We start from the raw sequence: 15,564 nt of genomic DNA on the forward strand, positions 1-15,564 counted from the left end.
CAATCGGGAGCAAACATGAAAGCGAAAGTGATGTTGGGATTGTTCATGACGGCCGCCGTTTCACTGCCCGCCTGGTCTGCTGACTGGACCGTGGGCGCCAACGTCGGCAACGTGCCCTGGGAGTTCCAGAACGCCAAGGGCGAGTTCGTCGGCTTCGAAGTCGATGTGGTCAAGGAAGTGGCCAAGCGCGCCGGCAAATCCGTCGAGTTCGTCAATATTCCCTTCAACGGCCTGTTCAGTGCCGTGCAGTCCAAACGTGTCGATATCGCCATTTCCTCGATCACCATCACGCCCAAGCGTCTGGAGTCGGTCGCCTTCGCCCAGCCTTACTTCGACAGTGACCAGTCCCTCACCGCGTTGACCACTTCCAAGGTCAAGAGCCTGGCCGACATGAACGGCAAGGTGGTGGGCGTAGACACTGGCTCGACCGGCGACATGTGGATCGGCCAGCACAAGGACGAGTACAAGTTCGCCGACGTTTCCCGTTACGAAGGGTTGTCCCCGGCCATGCTCGACCTGGGTTCGGGGCGTATCGACGGCTACCTCAGCGACATTCCGGCGGTGCTCTACTACATCAAGGACAAGCCGCAATATTCCATCGTTGCGCGCATTCCCACCGGCGAGCGCTACTCGCTGATGCACGCCAAGGGCTGGGCCATGAGCGACCAGGTCGACGACATCATCAGCAAGATGAAAGAAGACGGCACCCTCGGCAAGATCCACAAGGAGTGGTTCGGCAGCGAAGCGGACAAGGATTCGAGCACCATGAAAGTGACCGCCGTCCTCAAGTAAGCCTTGCCGAACCTGCGTCAAGTGGCGACCACTGCCCGCCACTTGTATTGACCGAGGTACCCCATGGATCTTTTGCAGACATTCTTTAACTGGAACGTGCTCGTCGATTCGCTTCCGTTGATGATGCGCGGTCTGGGCGTGACCATCCTGCTCGGGATAGTGAGCATTGCCCTGGGCCTGGTGGGCGGGCTGTTGCTGGCATTGTTGCGCTTGTATTCCTACGCACCGGTGCGGGCGCTGGCACGTATCTACATCGACATCATGCGTTCCATTCCCTTGCTGGTGTTGCTGGTCCTGATCTACTACGCGCTGCCTTTTGTCGGCATTCGCCTGTCGTCCTTTGCCGCCGCGGCCAGTGCGCTGTCGCTGGTGTCCTGCGCCTACAGTGCGGAGATCTTCCGTTCCGGCATCGAGGCCATTCCCCGTGGCCAGTTCGAGGCCTCGGCCTCCCAGGGCATGAGCTTCTTCAACACCATGCGCGACGTCGTGTTGCCGCAGGCCATTCGCATCGTCATGCCGCCCATGACCAGCAACTGCATCAACGTGATGAAGGACACCGCGCTGGCCTCGGTGGTGGCGATGCCTGACCTGCTCAAGCAGGCCACCCAGGCCCAGGCACTGGCGGCCAACCCGACGCCGTTGGTAGGGGCGGCCTTGCTGTACCTGTTGCTGCTGTTGCCGTTGGTGCAGATGGTCAGCTGGGTCGAGCGGCGTAATGCCTCCGGAGGAAAAACCGCATGAGCACCTTGATCGACATCGAAAAACTCGACAAGTACTACGGCAACTTCAAGGCGTTGAGCGACATCAACCTGCAGGTGGAAGAGGGCGAGGTGGTGGTTATCCTCGGCCCGTCCGGCTCGGGCAAATCGACCTTGATCCGCTGCATTAACCTGCTGGAGGACTACCAGAAGGGCGATATCCGCGTGGCCGGCGAGCGCGTTGAAAACGGCCCGCGACTGAGCGCCATCCGCAGTGAAGTGGGTATGGTGTTCCAGGGCTTCAACCTCTACCCGCATCTGACGGTGCTGGACAACGTGTCGCTGGCGCCCATCCGTGTTCGCGGGCTGAGTCGGCGTGATGCCCACGCCAGGGCCAAGGAGTTGTTGGTCAAGGTCGGCATGGGCGATCACGCCCACAAGTACCCCAGCCAGTTGTCTGGCGGCCAGCAGCAGCGTGTGGCGATTGCCCGCACCATGGCCATGGAACCTCGCGCCATCCTGTTCGACGAGCCAACCTCGGCACTCGACCCGGAAATGGTCGGCGAAGTGCTGGATGTCATGCAGAACCTGGCGCGCTCCGGGGTGACGATGGTTGTGGTGACCCACGAAATGGGCTTTGCCCGTCGTGTCGCCGACCGGGTGATCTTCATGGAAAGCGGGCGCATCGTCGAACAGAACATCCCCGAACCCTTTTTCACGGCGCCCAAGGAACCTCGCACGAAAGCGTTCCTTCAGGCCATCTTGCACCACTGACCCCAGGCTGGAGAAAGTCGCGTGAATCCTCTCGATATCAATTATGTTCGCAAGCAGTTCCCGGCTCTGGCCGATGGTTATGCCTACATGGATAACGCCGGTGGCTCGATGGTCCTCAACACCGTGGCTGAGCGCATCTGCACTTACCTGCTGAACAACAGCGTGCAGCTCGGCGCCTCGTACGGGCCTTCGGTGGTCGCTGGCGAGCGGGTGATGCAGGCGCGTCACTCGGTCATGCAGTTGATCAATGCCGCGCACCCCGAAGAAGTGATCATGGGCGGCTCGACCACCCACCTGCTGCAAATCCTCTGCCGCGCCATCGCCCCGTCGATCGGCCCCGGCGATGAAATCATCGTCACCAACTGCGATCACGAGGCCAACATCGGCCCGTGGGTCAAACTGTGCGAAAGCCGCGGTGCGACCCTGCGCGTGTGGCAGGTCAATCTCGACAGCTGCGAGCTGGAACTGGATGACCTGCAGGTGTTGCTCAACGACAAGACCCGCTACGTGGCCATGACCCACACCTCGAACATTCTCGGTTCGGTAAACCCGGTCGCCGAGGTGGCGCGCCGTGTCCATGCCGTGGGCGCCAAGCTGTGCGTCGACGCCGTTGCCTATGCGCCGCACCGCCTGGTGGATGTCCAGGCCAGCGGTGCCGATTTCTACGTCTACAGTTTCTACAAAACCTTCGGCCCGCACTTCGCCGTGCTCTGGGGGCGTCGCGAGCTGTTGCTGGAACTGCCGAGCCTCAACCACTTCTTCATCGGCCAGGACGTGGTGCCGTACAAATTGCAACCGGGCAACGTCAACTACGAGTTGTCCTTCGGTTGCATCGGCATTACCGACTACCTGCTCGACATCAGTACCCGGCTCGGCGCTCAGGGCAGTGAGCGCGAGTGCATGCAGGCGGCGTTCGATGCCTTCGAGGTGCAGGAAGACTTGCTTGCCGAGCGCCTGCTGGCCTTTTTGCGTGAGCGTGAAGGCGTGCGCATCATTGGCAAGGCGACAACCCGTAATCGCGTGCCAACGATCAGCTTCGTGGTCGAGGGCGTGCAGTCGGAGGCGATCGTGCGCCGGGTCGATGAACACCGGATCGGCATTCGTTTTGGTGACTTCTATGCCCGGCGCCTTATCGAAGCCCTCGGGTTGGCCCAGTATGGCGGGGTAGTGCGGGTGTCCCTGGCGCATTACAACACGCTGGAGGAAGTCGACCGCCTCATAATGGCGCTGGATCAAGCCATCAACGCGTTGCGTTGACAGGCGCACCTACTTCAATTTGACGAGCCTTCATCATGGCCTTACCTGAAACCCTCGCCGAGCTGCGCGACTGCATCACGGCCCAGCACGAGCAACTGACCGGTCGCCTGCGCGATGCCGCCCGATTTCTGATCGACAACCCGCATGAGATCGCCCTCAGCACGGTTGCCGAACTGGGCAAGCGCTCCAACATCGCGCCCGCCGCCTACATTCGGCTGGCCCAGGCCCTGGGCTTTGCGGGTTTCAAGGATTTGCAGCGGCTGTTTCGTGCACCGCTGCAACAGGTGGCCGACACCCACAGCGAACGCATTCGCCACTATGGCGGCGAAACCCTGCTCGAGGACCCGAGCGATGTCGGCGCCATTCTGCGCGAGTTCAGCCAGGCCAACATCGTCTCCCTGGAACACCTGGCCGAAGGCGACCAGCAGGCCAACATCGAAGCCGCCATCGCGCATTTGCAGGAAGCGCGCACGACCTTCGTGATCGGCATGCGCCGCGCTTTCCCGGTGGCGGCTTACCTGAGCTACGCGTTGAGCCGGGTGGGCCGGCGCGCCGTGCACATCAGCGGCGGCGGCGGCACGTTGCCGGAGCAGGTCAGCGCCATTGCCGAGGATGACCTGCTGATCGCCGTCAGCTTTCCACCCTACGCCCATGACACGGTCGAAGCCTGTCGCCAGGCGCGCCAGGCCGGCGTGACGCTGGTGGCGATCACCGACAGTGTGCTGAGCCCCATCGGGCAGATGGCCGACACGGTGATCGAGGTCAACGACGCCGAACTGCTGGGCTTTCGCTCGCTCACCGCGTCGTTCTGCATTGCGCAGACCCTGGCGATGGGGCTGGCCTTCAGCGAATGGCAATCAGACAGCACCTTCAGTCATGACCGGCTGAAAGAGATCGACTGCTAAGCCGCGATCTTCGCACCTCAACTTTTTAATCCGTCACTTCAGGAGAACATCCCGATGGTTTCACCTGCACGCGATTTAGTCGGTTACGGTAGACAACGTCCGCAAGGCACCTGGCCGAATGGCGCACGCCTGGCGATCAGCCTGGTGATCAACTACGAAGAAGGCTCCGAGCGCTCGCTCGCCATGGGCGACCCGGACCAGGAGTCGATGACCGAATGGGGCAGCTATTCGATACCTGACGGCACGCGCAACCTGGCGATGGAGTCGATGTACGAATACGGTTCCCGGGTCGGGATCTGGCGCATCCTCGACATTCTCGACCAGCAAGCGGTGCGTGCCACGTTCCATGCCTGCGCGCTCGCCTTCGAGCAGAACCCCGACGTTGCCCGCGCTGCGGTTGCCGGTGGCCACGAGATTTGCAGTCACGGCTATCGCTGGGAAGAAGTGTTTCGCCTGAGCGAAGAGCAAGAACGCGAGCACATGCGCCTGGCCATCGAGTCGTTCGAACGCACCTGCGGCAAGCGTCCGGTGGGCTGGTATTGCCGCTATGGCGCCAGCGTCAACACCCGCCGCCTGGTGGCGCAAGAAGGCGGTTTTCTCTACGACTCCGACGCCTACAACGACGATGTTCCGTACTTCGTCGAAGTCGAGGGCAAGCGCCACCTGGTGGTGCCGTACACCGCGGACGTCAATGATTTCCGCTACTGGAACTCGCCGGGTCTGTCGCAGGCCTCGGACTTCTTCGAGTACATGAAGGAAAGCTTCGAGGTCCTGTATGAGGAGTCGGCGGAAGGGCCGCGCATGATGTCGATTGGGCTGCATCCACGCATGGTTGGCCGTCCTGGCCGCGTCCGGGCGATCAAGCAGTTCATCGAATACGCCAGGCAGCATGGCGGTGTCTGGTTCGCCACCCGCGAAGAAATCGCCCGTGCCTGGCTGGAACGCAGCTGATTGCCTGGCGCTCAAGTCGCTGTTCTGCGCTAGGGTAAATGGTTTCAGGGGAACAGCCAGCCGCCGCTCCCCCTGACATCCCTGCCAAAGGAGTCACACCATGTCAAAGCTCTATCCCAGTATTGATCCTGAAGGGCTGGTCGAGTACTCGGTGGTCTACACCGACCGGTCTCTCAACCACATGTCGCAGTCCTTCCAAGGCGTGATGAACAACATCTCCGCGACCCTCAAACAGGTGTACAACGCCGAAGGCGTCGCGGTGGTGCCGGGCAGCGGCACGTTCGGCATGGAGGCGGTGGCGCGACAGTTCGCCACCGGCCAGCCGTGCCTGGTGATCCGCAACGGCTGGTTCAGTTACCGCTGGAGTCAGATCCTCGACATGGGCAACATCCCGGCGGCCACCACGGTGCTCAAGGCCCGCCCGGTCGAAGCCGGGCGCCAGGCGGCCTACGCGCCACCGCCGCTGGATGAAGTGCTGGCCGCCATTGCCGCGCACAAGCCGCAGGTGGTCTTCGCCCCCCACGTTGAAACCTCATCGGGGATCCTCCTGCCCGACGACTACCTGCGCGCCATCGGCGACGCCGTGCACGCGGTCGGCGGCCTGTTCGTGCTGGACTGCATCGCCTCCGGCGCGATCTGGGTCGATATGCACAAATGCGCCGTCGACCTGCTGATCAGCGCACCGCAAAAAGGCTGGAGCGCTTCCCCGTGCTGCGCCCTGGTCATGCTCAGTGCCCTGGCCCTGGAGCGCATCGAGCACACGCAGAGCAGCAGCTTCGCCTGCGACCTGAAAAAGTGGCTGCAGATCATGCAGGCCTACGAGCAGGGCGGGCATGCCTACCACGCGACCATGCCCAGCGACGCTCTCGCGCGGTTCAACGAGGTGATGAAAGAAACCCAGGCCTACGGCTTCGACAAGGTCCGCCAGGAGCAACAAACCCTCGGCGACCGGGTGCGCGCCCTGTTGACCGGCAAAGGCATCAAGAGCGTCGCCGCCGCCGGCTTCCAGGCCCCAGGCGTCGTAGTGAGCTACACCGACGATGCCGACATCAAGAACGGCCGCAAATTTGCCGACCAGGGCTTGCAGATCGCCGCCGGCGTGCCGCTGCAATGCGACGAGCCGGCCGACTTCCAGACCTTCCGACTCGGCCTGTTCGGGCTGGAGAAACTCAACAACATCGAGCGCACGGTCAGCACCCTCGAACAGGCACTGGACGAGGTCATGGCTCACTGAGCCAGCCTCGACCCCCTTACCGCAGCCCTCAGGCACGTTTTTAACCATGGCGCCGTCACCCGGCGCCTGAGCGGCTGTGGCCGCTCACTTCTGGAAGAGATCGGCTATGCAAGCTTTTGACACGGTGATTCGCAACGCCCGCGTGGTCACCGCGGCGGACACCTTCACCAGCGACATCGGCATTCGTGACGGGCGCATCGTCGCCCTGGGCATCGACCTGGCGCCCGGTCAGCGGGAAATCGACGCGGCCGGCCGGCACGTCACCCCCGGCGGCATCGACAGCCACGTGCACTTCGACCAGCCGACCGGCGACGGCTCGGTGATGGCCGACGACTTTTTCAGTGGCACGGTCTCGGCGGCCTGCGGCGGCACCACCACGGTCATTCCGTTCGCCTGCCAGCAGAAGGGCGAGAGCCTGCGCGCGGCGGTCGATGACTACCATCGCCGGGCGGGGAACAAGCCGGTGATCGACTATGCCTTCCACCTGATCGTCACCGACCCCACCCCGCAGGTGCTGCGTGAAGAACTGCCGGCCTTGATCGCCGAGGGTTACACATCGTTCAAGATCTACATGACCTACGACGCGCTGAAACTGGGCGACCGCGAGATACTCGAGACCCTGTCGGTGGCCCGGCGCGAGGGCGCCATGGTCATGCTCCACGCCGAAAACAGCGATTGCATCGCCTGGCTGACCGAGCGACTGCTGGCCGCCGGGCTGACGGCGCCGCGCTACCACGCGGCGTCGCGACCCATGCTGGTGGAGCGCGAGGCCACCCACCGCGCCATCGCCCTGGCCGAACTGGTGGACGTGCCAATCCTGATCGTGCACGTGTCCGGTCGCGAGGCCGTGGAGCAGATTCGCTGGGCCCAGAGCCAGGGCCTCAAGGTCTACGCCGAAACCTGCCCGCAATACCTGTTCCTCACCGCCGACTCGCTGGGCTGCGACGACAGCTTCGAAGGCGCCAAATGCATCTGCAGCCCGCCGCCGCGCGACGCCGCCAACCAGCAAGTGATCTGGGATGGCCTGGAGAATGGCTCGTTCGAAATCTTCTCGTCCGACCACGCGCCGTTTCGCTTCGACGGCCCGGACGGCAAGAAGGCCCACGGCGAAAGCGTGTCGTTCGACCGGGTCGCCAACGGCATACCCGGTGTCGAAACCCGCATGGCCCTGCTCTGGTCCGAAGGCGTACGCAGCGGACGCATCACCCCGCAAGCCTTCGTCGCGCTGACCTCCACCAACGCCGCCAAACTGTACGGGCTGTACCCGCGCAAGGGCAGCATCGCCATCGGCGCCGATGCCGACCTGGTGATCTGGAACGAAGGCGAGCCGGTGCACCTGAGCAACGAAAAGCTGCACCACAACGTCGACTACACGCCGTACGAAGGCATGACCCTGAGCGCCTGGCCGGCCATGACCCTGTCCCGCGGAGAAGTGGTGTGGGACGGCGAGCCGCGCGGGGAGAGGGGGCGCGGCCGCTTCCTGCCGTGCGAACGTCCGGCGCCTGCGCAGTTGCGTCGACGCAAAACCGAGTTGCCACTGTGAGTACGGTCGCGAGGGTGGCGGCGAGCCTGATTCGGGCCTGGCAGGAGGGGCGCCAGCAACCGTTGCCCACCGTTGAACTGGCCAACGAAGCCGAAGCTTACGCCGTGCAGCGAGAGGTGGCGGAGGCGCTTGGCTGGTTTGCCGACGGGCCGCCAACGGCCTGGAAACTGGGCGGTGCTCCAGGCGGGATGATCAGCGCGGCGGGCGTACCGGCAGGGGCGGTGCACCCTTCGGGGTGGCAGGTGCCGCCGGGGGATGCCTTTGGTTGTGGGATTGAAGGTGAACTGATTGTGCGGCTGTCCCGCGACCTTGACCCGAACACGGACCTGGACACTGCTCGTAAGGCGGTTGATGCGTGGATGCCTGGTATCGAACTGTGTGGCACCCGCTGGTTGCAGGGGGATCAGGCTGGGCCGTTGCTTCGGTTGGCGGATCAGCAGCTCAATCGTGGGTTGGTGCTGGGTGAACCGCAGAGACTGGTGGATTTGCCGGATTGGTCGAAGCAGTCGGTGGTGTTGCGGGTGGATGGGGTGGTCGAGTTCAGCGGGGTTGGTAGTCATCCATTTGGTGATCCGTTGAGTTCGTTGCCTTGGTTGGCTCGGCATGCGGCGGCGTTGGGTAGTCCTTTGCGGGCTGGGGATTCGGTGGCTTGTGGTAGTTGGACGGGGATTTATTGGGCGAAGGGTGGGGGGCGGGTGGAGGTTGAGTTTGCGGGGGTTGGGCGGGTTGGGTTGGTGGCTTGACGGGGGATACCCGTTTTGGTTTGGTCGATTGCCGTTGGTCGCGAACGGCAGCAATCGGCCAAAAGCGGACGTATTTGCGCTAGGCACTGCTGACCGATATGAGGTTCAGAGGTGCCCGGGCAACTCGGCGCGATTTTAGATCGGCACGGATGAAAAACAGTACCCCTGCTTGATCGAGCCAGGTCTAGGCACCTTTGGGTAATACTCTCCGATCCGATGCCATGTCCTCGTTGAAGCCATCTGGTACAGGCTTGAAACCTGAGGCTGGCGAGCGGTGGCTGGACTGGAACTGGCGGAGGCTCAGTACGTCGATTTCTCCTGTAATGCAGTAGTCGTGGTTACCTCCCTTGACTCGTAATATGTCGCGCTTCCAGCGCTCCTTGTAAGGTGCGCGGATACGGCTATCACCGAAGCGGCGGTTGTTGCACTGGATGATGTAAGCATGAACATCCAGGGCGGCAGACTCCACCAGTGCGTTGAATGTGTCAGTGTCGCTGTTCCACTCTGGAACAAACAGTGCGTCGACCTGACCGCGTAGAGCCGCACGATAACGAATATTGGTCAGCTCGCTGCAGATCATGATGGCAAAGCGGAAATCACCATGCTGGATTACCGGAGGCTTTTGCCACTTTTGCTCTTGAGTCGGCTGCATCTGCACGCCTGCTAGGCGAAAGAGTTCTTGCTCCTCATGGAATGCTGGACGCTGTTTATCCTGTCGATAGAGCATCAGCGAAGGGAACCCAAGACCGTCGTGCGTTAACGAAGCCCAAACCTGGTGGCGCACATATTTTCTCGGCGCGTGGAGGTACTCCACCCCGGTGATCAAAGATATGCCACGGCCCTTTAGCTTGTCGGCGATACGCATAAACCATTGGGGCGGTAGAGAGACTTCCGGGAGGATCAAGTAACCAGCGCCGTCAGGCCGAGAGATAAGTTCGTTGATCAGACGATTGATGCGTTGGTAACGGTGCAGGCTGTCCGGGTCGGGCAACCCCATGATGGCGGCGGTAAAGCTTTCATCTTTGGTTTCCAAACTGGCCACAGCGATGGTCTGTTTGGCTTTGGGGTTTCCGTCCGGGATATGCAAAACCTGCTTTTTGTCGAGGTGTGGCATCTTGTGCGCAGTCAGCTCAAAACCTCGCAGTGCTTGCACCACCAACCCTAGTGTTTGGCGGCTGGAGGCTGCAAAAGGAGTCGGAGCGATGAGGTAGAGCTCATTGAGGCTGAATGGGCGAGTGGCGAAGGTTAGTCCAGTTGGGGGGCCGCGTTTAAGCCTGAGCCAGTTCGCCAGTGTGGCGATGCCGTCGGTCATCTCGTCAGGCAATAGCTCTTCTGCGTCAAAAGTTGTGAGGTTTTTACGGAGTGGAATTCCGCGCTGGCTGACCATTTCCTGAGGCAGGCCTGTAAAGCGAAAGGGGATATGGGCGAGATCGAAGCTGAACAGCCGAGCTTGAATCTTCTGTATGTGCTGGCTGGTGATGTTCGTTGGCCTGTCCAGGAAGTTATTCCAGATGACGAAGGCAAGGCTCTCCATATGACCGGTCATTTGGTTCTTCCAGGCGGTAGTCCCCGATTTGCTAAGGCGAGGCGGAAACGCAGAGACGATGCTCTGCGCTGTCACTTCCCAGATGGATCGCTTCCATAAATGTCGGGCTTCTGCTGGCACGTTGGCTGCAGCAAGGCTTTTGATCGCCAGAGTACAGTCGCTCTCTACTTTATTGATCAGGCCACCCAGTGCATTGATGATTTTTTCTAGGTATTCAAAATCTTCACAGGCGGTTGCCATGCGGATGATGCGCGGGAGGTATTGAGCCAGTTCGAAAAACTTAATTGGGGTGAGCAAATGCTCGATGACTGCGGCGAAAAAGGCATGGCGGTGTGCTTGCCAATCCTTTGGGGGGATGTCGCGTTCGAAGGCTTCGTAGTCGCGGAGGCTAAGGGCAAAACCGGCGCGGTGCAGCGTCAGTGCATCAGCCTTTCGCAGATTGTCTGCTTGCTCTCCTGCAAGGTTGGTAGCTTTGAGCAAATCCGTAGCCACGGTGTTGGGTGAATTCGGCAGGTCGGGTAACGCGCGCCATTCGCTTGCACGTTGGTTAATCTGTTCAGAAATGGCGTTGACCAGAGCAGTACCTGCATCCCCTGCAAGGATGAATAGCTTGTTTTTGCCGTTTTCAAAAGCGATGCGGTCTTCTTTGAGGTATTTAGGCTTGAAGAGGATGCTGCCGTTATCTTTTTTGAGCAGGTCCTTGCCGCCGTCACGACTGAAGATCCACTCCCAAAACTGCTCAGTGGTTTTGATATCGCTCGCGTTTTCCATAACCAGCAGAATGTCGTCCACATAACGACCGTAATAGAGTGGCACTACTTGTTGCTCGATGAACTGGTCGAGCCTGATTAGCGCCGCGTTTGCGACCACAGCAGATGCAGGCAAACCTACAGGTAAACCTTTTCGTAGCGGCGTTTGTTGTGCCCAGGCCAACAATGCGGCAATGAACAGGCGGTTCAGTTTGGACTGCGATTCGTTCAGTTCAATTTCGGCTAGTTTGAGGAAGCTATCGTCGACCATAAAGCCGGGGCTTAACTCGTGATAGAAACTGCTTACATCGGCTGTGAGTGCCAGTACTTTTTTCTTCTCGCTGAGCGCTGTGCGCATCGCCTTGATGCCAACATCGCGCCATTCACGGAAGGGTCTCAGATAGGGCTTGAATGATCCAAGGGCCCACGTGTTGATCTCATCGTGCCGGTTGCGGCGTAGACGGCTGCCGAAGACGTTGCTGCTGAGCTGCTTGTCGAAGAGATCGCCGACTTCCATCATCCATAGTGATGACAGCACATGAAAGTCGATGCTGCAGCGGGCCATGAGGCGGAATACGGCAGTGGGATGGTTACCGACCTTAGTCGCGCTTAGCCACTCGGCTTCCGGTGAGGCAAAGATCAGACTTTGATCCTGCTTTCCTTTCACAATCTGAATTTCTTTTGGTGCCAGCGTCCAAGTGCCGAGGAATGCAGGGTCTTTTACCCAATCCTCGTTCACCGCTTCGATCTTATCCTTCAGGCGAGTGAGGTTTTTGCTCAGGTCGTCTTCATAGTTAGCAATGTCGAACAGCGACGGGTTGGTTGAGTAGTAGAGGTCAACCTTAGCCTTGCGATAGGCGAGACCAAGGTCGTGCAGCGATAACGACATCCGGATGACGTCCATTTCTTAACCTTCGGCAATCCTGAGATATCCGGAATATTACCGAAAGCAAGCATGAATGGGCTAAAGCATTGTAAGGCGCGCTATCTGTATCACCGATAGTCATGACTGGACCACTGAGCCGCCCCTATCTATTGGACGCTTTAACGGGCCGCTTTTGGCCGATAGTTGACGGTCAGGACGGCTGCTAATTTTTTCAATTTCCTGAAAAATCATTGGTAAGTGTTGTTGCCAACTCGCTAAGCGAGATCCCATAAGGGCAGGGGCATAGTGTTCAGGAATCACTAGAGTCTCGACTGAGAGCTCCGACTTGCTTCCTGGTGGAAGGCGGGGGCGGAGGTGTAACGGGATGAACGAGCTTTTAGCGTCGATGAGTTCTCCAAGAAGTGGATGTGATAGTCAGGTGGAGGCAGTTCGGTGCATTGCACAAAGCTGCGGCCTTGGACGCTGCATGAGCATGATGGAATAAATCCGATGGACAGTAGTGGCTCCGCCCCATGGGTAGGGGTCGGTATGCTGTTGGAACCTTGCATACCTGGATGGCTCCATCCTAATGGACCTGCGCTCGCAGGAGCCTACGCTGTTGGAGTGACGACGCTCGAACCGGTCGTCTTTGGTTTTTGCCATGTCAGTGTAAGGGGGCATCATCATGCGCGCCCCACTTTTTAGGATTCAGGATATGCCCGCAATCTCTGGGGCGCGGAGGGGGGCGTCACTGCGGCGGCAGTGACGCCCCATTCGGTGGTTCTGCGTTGCCCCACCGGCCTGGGAACGGCGATAAAGGCATGCTGATCTGGGCCTACGGCACTGACGCGGCCTTCGGCCTAGTCGGCTCCCTGCGCAGAAGCGGCATGGTTCCCATACCACGTCTGCACAGGCAGCTTGCGGGCAGAGCTGTTCAATGCCCAAACCACTTACATCGTTGGAAGGTGAGACCTTTTCATCCCATCTTCGAAAAGCACCAACACAGGGATTCAAACGAAAAAGGGCAGCCTCTCAGTTGCCCTTTTTTTTGGCGAATGAAGCGACATCGGGGCATCGCGTCCGCTTGCTAGCCGGCAGTTTTCATCGGTGGCCACCTGCTCAGCACCTTCTGAACATCATCGATCACCGCTTTGCTCATTGACGTTAAATGATGTGCCGCCCATGCATGACGGTCGCTGTCCCTGGAGTACGCCGCGTCGACGGTCAATAATTTCGCCAGGAACAGCAAATCTGACACTTGCTCCAGGGCATCCACAATGGGCACGCCACGGTTTACTCGGAATAGCGGTTCGTTATTGCAGTAGTGAAAAGGGGTGAGGCCGATGGTCGTCAACCTAGGATCGTCGCTCATAAGCCACCTCCATAAGTGACGCCACGTTCGCTCGAGGTGTGACCGATGCTTTCGGAGGGGGAGGTTGGGTCGATTTCTTGGGGATTGAGTGTTGGCTTGGGCATAGATAGATCTCCATATGGGTAGAGGAGCCATCACCGTTCGCTACCAAACGAAGGGTGGCGGCCATACGAAGGTTGGTAGACCGGCCCACATGGAAAATCCGGCGCGCCTTTAGGCGCCCTGCGCATGGCCACCGTCGAAGATGCCGAAGAGGCATCTGCATTTGGTGATGCTATGCGTCATGTGAGAGGCGGGCTACCAAACCCGATCGCTGTTTTTTTCAGTGACCGGAGAACGATAAAACCCACTCCCAAAACGCACAAGCCGGCGGATTCTTGCGTATCTGTAGGCAACGACGCAAGGCGTTGTAGCTTTCAGGGAGTGTTTTCTGAGAACAATTCGAGTTCAGGGCGTAGATATTGCGTCGCGGACTACTGAACCGTGAAAATCCCTTTGGGAGGCCGGATCGTGTTCAATGATTTGTTGGTTATGGTGATGCCAAATGCGACTTAGTAGAAAGATTTTATGTCAAGTGTTTCTTAGGGGTGAAGCCCAGTATAGACTTTCGCCTTCCTCCAGTAAGGGCCGAAAGCTGACATTCATTAGGAACTGTCCACTAGACGAAAGATATGAGGTAGTGAATATTCCTAAGATTTATCATTGATTAAATAATTCCGCATGTAGAGGTTTTAGATGGAAGATTTTCCACTGATATTTGGAGTGGTAATGGGGGTGGCTCCAGCATTCTTTATACTTACGCTGGTTAAAGGGCATGAACCTTGGAGGTTCACCTCGCTTTTAACTGGCATTATTTTGATTTTTGAGGCTACTTTGGTTTTAGGTATGATGACGGAGCTTTCTTCGATATTTAGCTTTCTAAAAGGCAAAGGGGGAATGACAGAGGAAATGATTGAGCACGCCCAACGTAATAACTCGCTGTGGGCCATTATGTTTCCAGCCATAGTTGGTGCGATCGGCGCAAACTATGTGACCGCGTGGTTTCAGTCTAAGAAGCCATAGGGCAACTCCCACATTAGCGACCGTTTTCATGGGTTAAGTCGGTAGCACCAGTCCGTAGTCGAAGGTAATGTTTATGGTTCATGCTGGCGCGGTGATGTTGCGGCCTGTAATATTAATTTTTAGCGAGTAGGGGCTATCGCAGAGGATGGTTGATGTATAAGTAAAATTTTGAGAAAGATGTTCTATTTTGAAATTTGAAATACCATGATGGAAGCGATTAGTTCTGCGCCGTACTTTTGAATAACGGAATTATAAAATGTTGGTTCGACATGTTTTGCGAATGCCAGCCTCCCTTTGAGTGCGTAGGTATCTTCACTGGATAATTCCCCAAGAGAATATTTATGAATTAATGATCTGAAGTATCTTTTCCTCTCCCGGCCTAACGATATTTTATTGTCATTTGTTAGTACAAGTCCTGTAATATGACGGTTATTACCTTTTGATGAGAAAATAGTCTTTTCTGGGTTTATTTTTAATTTTGGGTACGCGATCTCGGTGCAGACCTTATTAACTATGTCGGGAAGCCCGAACAAAGCGCCTCGAGTATTAGTGGTAAATGTAAGGTCGTCGGCATACCTAGTATATCTGACACCTAAGTGAGTGCACTCATCAGAAATTTTGCAATCAAATTCATACATCAAAGTGTTCGATATAAAAGGTGATGATGGCGCCCCAATACTAAGTTTGAGCAAAGGATCTTTTTTTATGGTCCAGAAAAAAATCTTTTTTACTGCATATGCATCTTCTCGAACAACACTTCCTCTGTGTCTCTCTAAGTGTGAAATAAGGTCGCTCGGGCTTATAGAAGGGAAAAAATCTGAAAAATCCATCTTTAGAAGATATTTGCTATTCAGATGCTCGGTTGCGTTCTCCTTGATACTTATTCCGTCTCTATATGCTGTGGCGCAATCATGGACTGGAAGCCCTTTCAAGTAGCTGTCGAGAACCATGCGCTGCATAACTTTTAGTACCTCTGTAGGTTGCGCAATAGTTCTTACCCCTCGTCCGTTCCTTTTAGGGATTTTATATACCTTGTATTGAATAGGGCGCGGTATTCACAAAGCTTACTAATT

General features: G+C 58.0%; 13 protein-coding genes. 10 read left to right on the top strand and 3 right to left on the bottom strand.

Features of this window, described 5'->3' with window-relative positions; genetic code table 11:
- Positions 1-15 precede the first annotated feature (15 nt).
- The 9 genes from ABVN20_RS05075 (at position 16) to ABVN20_RS05115 (ending at position 8,897) form a co-directional block, all read left to right on the top strand.
- A complete protein-coding gene (locus ABVN20_RS05075; RefSeq protein WP_368554401.1) occupies positions 16-792 on the top strand; it encodes a transporter substrate-binding domain-containing protein in 777 nt (258 codons plus the stop codon).
- A gap of 63 nt (positions 793-855) precedes the next feature.
- Positions 856-1,533, top strand: coding sequence for an amino acid ABC transporter permease (locus tag ABVN20_RS05080; protein ID WP_368554402.1), 678 nt, complete (start codon positions 856-858; stop codon positions 1,531-1,533).
- Positions 1,530-2,264, top strand: coding sequence for an amino acid ABC transporter ATP-binding protein (locus ABVN20_RS05085; protein WP_368554403.1), 735 nt, complete (start codon positions 1,530-1,532; stop codon positions 2,262-2,264). Before ABVN20_RS05080 ends, ABVN20_RS05085 begins: the two co-directional genes overlap by 4 nt.
- A gap of 21 nt (positions 2,265-2,285) precedes the next feature.
- Positions 2,286-3,521 carry a cysteine desulfurase-like protein gene (locus ABVN20_RS05090; protein WP_368554404.1) on the top strand — a complete coding sequence of 412 codons (1,236 nt, stop codon included), beginning with the start codon at positions 2,286-2,288 and terminating at the stop codon, positions 3,519-3,521.
- Between the two features lie 35 nt (positions 3,522-3,556).
- Positions 3,557-4,426 carry a MurR/RpiR family transcriptional regulator gene (locus tag ABVN20_RS05095; protein WP_368554405.1) on the top strand — a complete coding sequence of 290 codons (870 nt, stop codon included), beginning with the start codon at positions 3,557-3,559 and terminating at the stop codon, positions 4,424-4,426.
- 54 nt (positions 4,427-4,480) lie between these two features.
- Positions 4,481-5,377 (top strand): allantoinase PuuE, encoded by an 897-nt coding sequence (locus ABVN20_RS05100; RefSeq protein WP_368554406.1) that lies wholly within the window; start codon positions 4,481-4,483, stop codon positions 5,375-5,377.
- Between the two features lie 100 nt (positions 5,378-5,477).
- On the top strand, positions 5,478-6,611 hold the full coding sequence (locus ABVN20_RS05105) for an aminotransferase class V-fold PLP-dependent enzyme (protein ID WP_368554407.1): 1,134 nt from the start codon (positions 5,478-5,480) through the stop codon (positions 6,609-6,611).
- A gap of 106 nt (positions 6,612-6,717) precedes the next feature.
- Positions 6,718-8,154 carry a dihydropyrimidinase gene (gene hydA, locus ABVN20_RS05110; protein ID WP_368554408.1) on the top strand — a complete coding sequence of 479 codons (1,437 nt, stop codon included), beginning with the start codon at positions 6,718-6,720 and terminating at the stop codon, positions 8,152-8,154.
- On the top strand, positions 8,151-8,897 hold the full coding sequence (locus ABVN20_RS05115; RefSeq protein WP_368554409.1) for a 2-keto-4-pentenoate hydratase: 747 nt from the start codon (positions 8,151-8,153) through the stop codon (positions 8,895-8,897). The genes hydA and ABVN20_RS05115 overlap by 4 nt, the downstream gene beginning before the upstream one ends.
- A 184-nt stretch (positions 8,898-9,081) precedes the next feature.
- Here ABVN20_RS05115 and ABVN20_RS05120 read toward each other — a convergent pair whose 3' ends face one another.
- Positions 9,082-12,096 carry an RNA-directed DNA polymerase gene (locus tag ABVN20_RS05120; RefSeq protein ID WP_368554410.1) on the bottom strand — a complete coding sequence of 1,005 codons (3,015 nt, stop codon included), beginning with the start codon at positions 12,094-12,096 and terminating at the stop codon, positions 9,082-9,084.
- Positions 12,097-13,144: 1,048 nt separating this feature from the next.
- Positions 13,145-13,429: a DUF3077 domain-containing protein gene (locus ABVN20_RS05125; protein ID WP_368554411.1), complete on the bottom strand. Its 285-nt coding sequence runs from the start codon at positions 13,427-13,429 to the stop codon at positions 13,145-13,147.
- A 735-nt stretch (positions 13,430-14,164) separates the two neighbouring features.
- Here ABVN20_RS05125 and ABVN20_RS05130 point away from each other — a divergent pair.
- Entirely contained in the window at positions 14,165-14,491 is a 327-nt protein-coding gene (locus ABVN20_RS05130) for a hypothetical protein (protein ID WP_368554412.1), read from the top strand.
- A gap of 182 nt (positions 14,492-14,673) precedes the next feature.
- On the opposite strand, the gene ABVN20_RS05135 is transcribed toward ABVN20_RS05130, so the two are convergent.
- Positions 14,674-15,546 (bottom strand): retron St85 family RNA-directed DNA polymerase, encoded by an 873-nt coding sequence (locus ABVN20_RS05135; RefSeq protein ID WP_368554568.1) that lies wholly within the window; start codon positions 15,544-15,546, stop codon positions 14,674-14,676.
- Positions 15,547-15,564 lie beyond the last annotated feature (18 nt).

The organism is Pseudomonas sp. MYb118 (assembly GCF_040947875.1).
Lineage (GTDB): Bacteria > Pseudomonadota > Gammaproteobacteria > Pseudomonadales > Pseudomonadaceae > Aquipseudomonas.

Coding starts and splice junctions, on each gene's coding strand:
- ABVN20_RS05095 (WP_368554405.1), top strand. CDS start 3,557: ATGGCCTTACCTGAAACCCTCGCCGAGCTGCGCGACTGCATCACGGCC.
- hydA (WP_368554408.1), top strand. CDS start 6,718: ATGCAAGCTTTTGACACGGTGATTCGCAACGCCCGCGTGGTCACCGCG.
- ABVN20_RS05100 (WP_368554406.1), top strand. CDS start 4,481: ATGGTTTCACCTGCACGCGATTTAGTCGGTTACGGTAGACAACGTCCG.
- ABVN20_RS05105 (WP_368554407.1), top strand. CDS start 5,478: ATGTCAAAGCTCTATCCCAGTATTGATCCTGAAGGGCTGGTCGAGTAC.
- ABVN20_RS05080 (WP_368554402.1), top strand. CDS start 856: ATGGATCTTTTGCAGACATTCTTTAACTGGAACGTGCTCGTCGATTCG.
- ABVN20_RS05120 (WP_368554410.1), bottom strand. CDS start 12,096: ATGGACGTCATCCGGATGTCGTTATCGCTGCACGACCTTGGTCTCGCC.
- ABVN20_RS05075 (WP_368554401.1), top strand. CDS start 16: ATGAAAGCGAAAGTGATGTTGGGATTGTTCATGACGGCCGCCGTTTCA.
- ABVN20_RS05085 (WP_368554403.1), top strand. CDS start 1,530: ATGAGCACCTTGATCGACATCGAAAAACTCGACAAGTACTACGGCAAC.
- ABVN20_RS05125 (WP_368554411.1), bottom strand. CDS start 13,429: ATGAGCGACGATCCTAGGTTGACGACCATCGGCCTCACCCCTTTTCAC.
- ABVN20_RS05130 (WP_368554412.1), top strand. CDS start 14,165: ATGGAAGATTTTCCACTGATATTTGGAGTGGTAATGGGGGTGGCTCCA.